Annotated in this window: 7 protein-coding genes and 1 pseudogene; all 8 read right to left on the bottom strand. The window is 73.8% G+C overall.

Features of this window, described 5'->3' with window-relative positions; genetic code table 11:
* Positions 1-246: 246 nt before the first annotated feature.
* Positions 247-981, bottom strand: a complete 735-nt coding sequence (locus tag AB0M52_RS27135; protein WP_363959289.1) for a hypothetical protein — start codon at positions 979-981, stop codon at positions 247-249.
* Positions 982-1,190: 209 nt separating this feature from the next.
* Positions 1,191-2,252, bottom strand: a complete 1,062-nt coding sequence (locus tag AB0M52_RS27130) for a DUF3626 domain-containing protein (RefSeq protein ID WP_363959286.1) — start codon at positions 2,250-2,252, stop codon at positions 1,191-1,193.
* A gap of 150 nt (positions 2,253-2,402) precedes the next feature.
* A complete protein-coding gene (locus AB0M52_RS27125; protein ID WP_363959284.1) occupies positions 2,403-3,032 on the bottom strand; it encodes an MBL fold metallo-hydrolase in 630 nt (209 codons plus the stop codon).
* Positions 3,032-4,117 carry an S-(hydroxymethyl)mycothiol dehydrogenase gene (locus AB0M52_RS27120; protein ID WP_363959281.1) on the bottom strand — a complete coding sequence of 362 codons (1,086 nt, stop codon included), beginning with the start codon at positions 4,115-4,117 and terminating at the stop codon, positions 3,032-3,034. Before AB0M52_RS27120 ends, AB0M52_RS27125 begins: the two co-directional genes overlap by 1 nt.
* Positions 4,114-5,550, bottom strand: a complete 1,437-nt coding sequence (locus tag AB0M52_RS27115) for an MFS transporter (protein ID WP_363959278.1) — start codon at positions 5,548-5,550, stop codon at positions 4,114-4,116. Before AB0M52_RS27115 ends, AB0M52_RS27120 begins: the two co-directional genes overlap by 4 nt.
* Positions 5,551-5,626: 76 nt before the next feature.
* Positions 5,627-6,289 (bottom strand): GntR family transcriptional regulator, encoded by a 663-nt coding sequence (locus tag AB0M52_RS27110; RefSeq protein ID WP_363959275.1) that lies wholly within the window; start codon positions 6,287-6,289, stop codon positions 5,627-5,629.
* 65 nt (positions 6,290-6,354) lie between these two features.
* A complete protein-coding gene (locus AB0M52_RS27105) occupies positions 6,355-7,182 on the bottom strand; it encodes an alpha/beta fold hydrolase (RefSeq protein WP_363959272.1) in 828 nt (275 codons plus the stop codon).
* Between the two features lie 156 nt (positions 7,183-7,338).
* A pseudogene (locus AB0M52_RS27100) lies at positions 7,339-7,565 on the bottom strand (acetoin dehydrogenase); the annotation flags it as partial.

The raw sequence follows: 7,565 nt of genomic DNA, 5'->3' as shown, positions 1-7,565 counted from the left end.
CGGCTGTGTGCGCGAACACGGGCCCGCAGCACGCGCACGGGCCGACCCGCAGACGCGCACCGGGCCGGGCCCGCAGCACGCGCACGGGCCGACCAGAGGACGTGCACGGGGCCGACCCGTCGACGGTCGCCGCCGCTGTGCCGGCGGTACCGCAGACGCGCACCGGCCGGCCCTCAGGTACAGGGCCGGCCGGTGCGTGGTTCGGTGTCAGCAAAGCGGTTCAGTGTCACCAGACTTGGTTCGGTGTCACCAGAGCTGGGAGACGACGTCCGCCGCCTGATCCTCCCACTGCGCGTAGTGGAACGGGTACGCCGACACCTGCACCTGCTGCGCCGCGTTGGTCAGCGGCATGTCCTGCCAGCCGCGGACGTTCTTGAGCGCCTCGAAGAACGCGGTCGAGGAGTACTCGGGGTCGGTGATCTGTGCCTCGGTGCCCCAGCCGCTGGACGGCCGCTGCTGGAACAGGCCCTGCGAGTCGTGGTCGTTGTACGCGCCCAGGTGGCCGAGGTTGTACAGCTTCGACTCCTGCATGGCGGTGGCGACGCCGATCACCGCGCCCCGCTCACCCACGCCGGACTCCTTGGCCACCTCGACGATGGTCTTGGCGTTGGTTCGCTGCGCGTTGTCGAGCGGGATGCGTGACTGCGCGCCCTGCACACCGTGCGGGACCAACTCGTCGCGCTTGGGCGTCTCGGCGTCCGACTCGGCGGTGTCAGACTTGTCGGCATTCTGGCTGTCGGCGGCTGCCTTGTCGGTGCTGCCGCCGGTGGTCTGCCCGGATTCGACCGTGGTGGTCCGTCCGGTGGCCTTGTCGATCGCCGCCACGGCGCCCTCGTGGGGGCCGGTGGTGATCGGTGTGGCGACGGCGGTCGGGCCGAAGGCCAGCCCGGCGAGGGCTGCCACGCCCGCCACGCTCAGTGCGGTTTTCCGGTTCGGGTTCGTCGCGATGGCCGGGAGCCATCGAGTGAAGTCCAGCTTCACGATGGTTGCCCTTTCGATCGTTACGAGCCGCTCGGGGTTGAGCCGCTCTCGGGGGCACTGCGGACGCCGGTCGAGGTTTACGTGCCGGCGCTTCGGGGGACACAACCCGGCTGGCATGTCGGGCATTCCGGAAATGCCCTGACCCCGCGTGGCTGCGATCCGGGTCACCCCGCCAGGCCGGACAGAAAGCCCCGGACCGGGCAGCGCGATCAGACCTCGTACGGGGTGCCGAAGTGGACCAGGACGTGCCAGAGCTGCTTGAGGTGCTGCAGGGTGTCCGAGACCGGCCCACGATCGACCCACCGGCCCGGGTCGGTCACCACCGACGCCGCGGCCCGGCCGATCAGCGCGGCGTGCAGCGGCTCCCCCGGCCGGGCGAACTCGGCGTGCACCCGGGCCGCCAGCGGCGGGATGGCCGGCCCCCGGAACTCGGCGTCGACCTGGTGCGCGGGCAGGGTGAAGCCGGCGTGCCAGCCCAGCGGGAAGCCGTACCGGCGGGCGGCGTCGGCGAGGGCCGCCGCGATGCCGGTGCCGCGGAACGAGGGATCGACGACCAGCTCCAGCACGTCCGCGGCCAGCCGGATGTCACCGTGGACCTGCGCCTCGACGTAGTCGTCGAGGGCACGCCCGGCCGCCCGCGGTGCGGCGGCGACGTCCTCCCGGTGGCGCAGCAGCTCGCCGGTGAGGGCGACCAGATCCATGCCCGGCCGACCGAGGCTGACCCCGGTGTCGACGGTCGCGGCGAGCAGGGCGGCCAGCACCGGCTCGACCACGTCGACGGTGCCGACATCCCGTGGGCCGAGGTGACTGTCGCCGAAACAGAACGTGGTACGGGCCAGCACCTCGGGTCGCAGCCGCAGGTGGCAGGAGCCGAATCGGGGCGAGGCGCCGTCCGGGTGGTCGAGCAGGTTCAGGCCGCCGTACTTCGGCCGGTCCGCCGGGCGTACGCCCGGTCGCTGGTACGCGCCGCCGAACAGGCGCTGCTCCCAGCGGTCCCGGTCCCCGCCGGGGTACGCGGTCAGCCCGCCGTTGGAGATCCTCGTCTCGAACTGACTGCGGTAGACGCCCTCGGCGGCGAGTGCCTCGGCGACCGTCCGTCCGTCGGCGATCAGCCGGTCGGGGTGGAAGTTGATGGTGACGCGGCCGGCCCGGCCGAACGCCGCGACGAGTTGCTCCCGGTCCTGCCGTACGCCGGTGCCGGCGAGCGCCCGGCCGATGGCGGCCAGCGCCGCCGGACGGCCGCCCAACGCCACCGCCCGGACGTGCCGCATCGCGTCATGCTGGGCTGGGGTCAGTCTCGGATGCGGGGTCGATGACACGTCGGCAGTGTCGCCGGGACCGGCGTGCCGACGCACCCGGGTTTCCGGGCGCGTCGGCACCGTGTCGGTGCGGTCAGGGCCTCGCCGACCGGGCCCGGGTCCTCAGTGTCCTCGGGCCAGCCACTGGGGCAGCTGCGGCGCCTCGGCGCCGATGGTGGTGCTGTCGCCGTGGCCGGTGTGCACGACGGTCTGCGGCGGCAGGGTGAGCAGCCGGTCCCGGATCGAGCCGATGATGGTGTCGAAGTCGCTGTACGACCGGCCGGTGGCCCCCGGGCCGCCGGCGAACAGCGTGTCGCCGGTGAACACCACGTCGAGCGCGGGAGCGTGCAGGCAGCACGCGCCGGGGCTGTGCCCGGGGGTGTGCAGCACGGTCAGCGCAGTGCCGCCCACCTCGATCTTGTCGCCGTGGTGCAGCTGCCCACCGGGCGCCTCGTCGGGGTGCACCATGTCCCACAGCACCCGGTCGGCGGGGTGCAGCAGCACCGGCGCGCCGGTGGCGCGGGACAGCTGCGGCGCGACCCGGACGTGGTCGTCGTGGGCGTGGGTGGCGAGGATCGCGGTGACCCGACGCCCCGCCACCACCTTGAGGATGGCGTCGACGTCGTGCGGGGCGTCGATGACGAGGCACTCGGCGTCGTCGCCGACCACCCAGACGTTGTTGTCGACGTCGAAGGTCTGCCCGTCCAGGGAGAACGTGCCGGAGGTGACGGCGTGGTCGATCCGGGCGGCCATCAGAAGACCACCACCGAGCGGAGCACGTCACCGCGGTGCATCCGGGCGAACGCCTCCTCCACCCCGTCCAACGGGATCTCCTCGGTGACGAAGGCGTCCAGGTCCAGGCGGCCCTGCAGGTAGAGCTCGGTAAGCATGGGGAAGTCGCGGCTGGGCAGGCAGTCGCCGTACCAGCTGGACTTCAGGGCCCCGCCCCGGCCGAAGACGTCCAGCAGCGGCAGGTCGATCCGCATCTCGGGGGTGGGTACGCCGACCAGCACGACGGTGCCGGCCAGGTCCCGGGCGTAGAACGCCTGCTTCCAGGTCTCCGGCCGGCCGACCGCGTCGATCACCACGTCGGCGCCGAAGTCGCCGGTGGCCGCCTGGATCTCCGCCACCGGGTCCGCCTCGGAGGCGTTGACGGTGTGTGTGGCGCCGAATTTGCGGGCCCAGTCGAGCTTGCGGGAGTCGGTGTCCACCGCGATGATCGTCGTCGCGCCGGCCAGCGCCGCGCCGGCCACCGCCGCGTCTCCGACGCCGCCGCAGCCGATCACCGCCACCGAGTCGCCGCGGGTCACCCCGCCGGTGTTCATCGCCGCGCCGAGGCCCGCCATCACCCCGCAGCCGAGCAGGCCGACCGCGGCCGGCCGGGCCGCCGGGTCCACCTTGGTGCACTGGCCGGCGTGCACCAGCGTCTTCTCGGCGAACGCACCGATGCCCAGCGCCGGGGAGAGTTCGGTGCCGTCGGTCAGGGTCATCTTCCGGGCCGCGTTGTGGGTGGCGAAGCAGTACCAGGGGCGGCCCCGGCGGCAGGCCCGGCACACCCCGCAGACCGCCCGCCAGTTGAGCACCACGAAGTCACCCGGCGCGACGGCGTCGACCCCCTCGCCGACCTGCTCGACGATGCCGGCCGCCTCGTGGCCGAGCAGGAACGGGTACTCGTCGTTGATGCCACCCTCGCGGTAGTGCAGGTCGGTGTGGCAGACCCCGCAGGACTGCACCCGTACGACCGCCTCGCCGGGCCCGGGATCGGGCACCACGATCTCGGTGACCTCGACGGGTGCGCCCTTGCTGCGGGAAATGACTCCCCTGACCTGCTGGCTCACGCTCTCCTCCTACTCCGCGTCGGCGCGCCACGCCGGCGCCGTTGCGCCGGCGGGTCGCCCGATGGGCGGCGGCGCCCACGATCGCTCCAGGTGGCGAACCTACCGCCGCCACGGGCCGTCGGCACAGCTTCTCGGTGGATGGTCGGCGCGGCCCGCCCGTCGGGGTGGCGACGTGCGGCGTTGCGCCAGCGCAGGACCTGCACGGCGCCGACGGCCCAGAGGACGTACTGCAGCGCGAACGCCCAGCGGAACGCGTCCAGCCCGGGGGCGTCCTGCCCGGCCGGGGTGGCCACGTCCAGCACCACGCCGATCGCGAGCACCAGGACGATCGACGCGACGAAGCCGCCGACGTTGACGATGCCGGTGGCGCTGCCGATCCGGCTGACCGGGTTGAAGGTACGCGCGTAGTCGAAGCCGATCAGCGAGCCGGGCCCGCTGAGCGCCAGGACCAGCACCAGCGTGACCAGCAGCCAGCCGGGCGCGCGCCCGGGCCAGGCGAGCACCACCGCCCAGATTGCGGCGGTGGCGCCGGTGATGCTGAAGACCAGCACCGAGCGGTGCCTCGGGTACCGGCCGCACAGGTGCGCGATCGCCGGCCCGGACAGCAGCATGGCGAGGGTCATCACGGTGAGCAGCGAGGCGGCGGCGGTCGGGCTGAGACCCTGCCCCTGCACCAGGAACGGGAAGCCCCACAGCAACGCGAAGACGGCACCGGAGAACGAGGTGACGAAGTGCGTCCAGAGCCCGAGCCGGGTGCCCGGGTGTGCCCATGCGGCGGCGAGCCGCCCACGGATCGGGGCCGACGGTGACCCGGCGGCGGGGGCGGGCGTGGGATGTGGGGAGTCGCGGACCGCGGCGACGACCACCAGCAGCACCGCCGCTCCCAGCCCCGCGGCGGTCAGGAAGGCGGTGGTCCAGCCCGCGTGATGCACCAACGCCACCAGCGGTACGGCGCCGAGGACCGCGCCGAGTTGGCCGAGCGTGCCGGTCAGCTGGACCAGCAGCGGGTTGCGGCGGACCGGGAACCAGTACGCGACGATCCGCAGCACGCTGATGAAGCTCATCGCGTCGCCGAGACCGATCAGGACCCGACCCGCCACGGCGAGGCGTACGTCGGTGACGAGGGCGAAGCAGAGTTGGCCGGCGACCATCAGGACGCCACCGGTGATCAGGAGCCGGCGCGAGCCGAACCGGTCGAGCAGCACCCCGACCGGCACCTGCATCAGCGCGTACACGGCGAGTTGGGCGACGCTGAAGGTGGCCAGCATCGCGGCGCTGACCTCGAAGCGGTGCGCGGCGTCCACCCCGGTGACGCCGAGCGAGCTGCGGTGGAAGACCGCGGCGATGTACGCGCTGAGCGCCACCGACCAGACCAGCACGGCGCGTCCGCGGGGCACCTCCGGTGGAGATCCCGCGACGGCGGGGCCGCTCATGCCGCCACCTCGCTTCGCTCGGCGTCGACCTGAGCGTTCTCGGCGCTGCGTTGCCGATTCGCTCGCTGACGCTCGCTCATCGCGGGCCCAGGAACACGCGCGCGGCGGTGTCGATGTGCGCGGCCACCGCGGCGAGCCAGGGCTGCGGATCGTCGGCGTCGAGGGCGGCCAACTGCGCGGCGTGCTCGGTCAGCGCCACCTCGGCCCAGGCGGGTGAGAGCCGGAAGCTCGCCTGGGCCATCCGCAGCTGCCGGTCGCGCAGCCGCTGGTACAGCTCGGCGAGGATCTCGTTGCCGGCCGCGTCGACGACGGTGGCGTGGAAGGCCCGGTCGGCGGCCATCAGGGTGGTCAGGTCACCGGCGGCGTGCGCGGCGCGCATCTCGGCCAGCCGGGCGGCCAGGTCGGCGCGGATCTCGGCGCGCCGAGGCCAGATCCGCTCGGCGGCGTGCACCTCGACCAGCCGGCGGGCCTCGACCACGTCGGCGATCTCGCGGGCCGAGACCGGCAGGATCAGCGCTCCCCGCTTGGGATAGAGCCGGACCAGCCCCTCGGCCTCCAGTCGCAGCAGCGCCTCCCGGACCGGCGTCCGGGAGACCCCGGTCGCCTCGGCGATCTCACCCTCGCTGACCAGCGAACCACCGGGATGGAGTTGTTCCAGGATGGAGCGTTTCAGGTGGCGGTAGGCGCGTTCGGCGGCCGACGGCGCGATCGTCCGACCGGCCGCAGGGGGATGCGTCATGTATCTATGATGCGCCCATCGCCCGGCCGAGCGTCGACCGGGGGGTGCCGGGCTCGCCCTGTCGACTACGCCGAGGACCAGAAATCCGCCAGCAGCTCGCTGAACTCCTCGGCACACTCGACCTGCGGCAGGTGCCCGCAGTCACGGAACAGGTGGGTGCGGGCCCGGGGCAGCAACGCCCGCGCGGCATCCAGGTGGGCCGGCGGCAGGATCAGGTCGTGGTCGCCCCAGACGACCAGGGTGGGCAGGTCGAGTCCGGCCAGCTCCGCGAGGAGTTCGTCGCGCCACGGGCCCACGCCGCGTACGGTGCCGAGGCTGCGCGCGGTCTCCAGGACCACCCGCGCGGCGTACGGCTGGCGGGCCACGGTCAGGGCGTACGCGATCCGCTCCGCGGTGGCGAACGACGGGTCGTGGAACAGCGCCTGCTCGATCCGGCGGGCCGTGTACCGGCTGGGTCGCAGCAGCACCCGGCCCAGCGGGCGCACGGCGAGCAGGCGCAGCGCCATGGTCACCTCCCGGCCGAAGCCGGCGCTGGCGACCAGGGTGAGGCTGGCGACCCGGGCCGGTTCGGCCACCGCGAACCGCATGGCGACGGCGCCGCCGAGCGAGTTGCCGACCAGGTGCGCCGGCTCGTCGACCCCGGCCGCGTCCAGGTATCGGCCGACGAACCGGGCCAACGCCGGCAGGGCGTACGGCTGCGCCATCGGCAACGAGCCGCCGTACCCGGGCAGGTCGACGCTGTGCACCCGGTACCGGTCGGCGAGCAGTTCGTGCTGTTCGGTGAAGTCGCGCAGCGTACGCCCGATGCCGTGGAGCAGCACCACCGGCGGCCCGGCGCCGTCGACGCGGTGACGGACCCGCCGCCCGTCGACGGTGAGGTGCCGCTCGCTCACGCCGACGCCTCGCTCCGCTCCGCGGCGGCGCGAGACGCCACGCTACTGAGCCGAACGGTTCGCTCGCTCCGCTCGCTCACGCCACCGCCTCGCTCCGCTCCGCGGCGGCGCGAGACGCCACGCTGCTGAGCCGGATGGTTCGCTCGCTCCGCTCGCTCACGCCGACGTCCGGGGCCGTTCGACGGTGTTCGGCCGGCGGTCGGCGGCGCGGGTTCCGGTGGCGGCCAGGAGGCGGCCGTGACCGGCCGGCGCGATCCGGGCCAGCAGGTCCGGCAGCTTCGCCGACCAGCCGACCAGGACCCGACCACGGCGGCGGGTGACGCCGCGCAGGATGACCTCGGCGGCGGTGGCCGGTGCGATGCTGAGTAGCCGCTCGAACCGCT

Source organism: Micromonospora sp. NPDC051296 (assembly GCF_040682255.1).
GTDB classification, from domain to species: Bacteria; Actinomycetota; Actinomycetes; order Mycobacteriales; family Micromonosporaceae; genus Micromonospora; species Micromonospora craterilacus.
Note: the sequence above shows the minus strand (reverse complement) of the source record. Positions and strands in the feature narration are given on the sequence as shown.

Bases quoted from the DNA above. Each gene is read 5' to 3' on its own strand.
- AB0M52_RS27125 (WP_363959284.1), bottom strand. From the start codon at position 3,032: ATGGCCGCCCGGATCGACCACGCCGTCACCTCCGGCACGTTCTCCCTG.
- AB0M52_RS27110 (WP_363959275.1), bottom strand. From the start codon at position 6,289: ATGACGCATCCCCCTGCGGCCGGTCGGACGATCGCGCCGTCGGCCGCC.
- AB0M52_RS27115 (WP_363959278.1), bottom strand. From the start codon at position 5,550: ATGAGCGGCCCCGCCGTCGCGGGATCTCCACCGGAGGTGCCCCGCGGA.
- AB0M52_RS27130 (WP_363959286.1), bottom strand. From the start codon at position 2,252: ATGCGGCACGTCCGGGCGGTGGCGTTGGGCGGCCGTCCGGCGGCGCTG.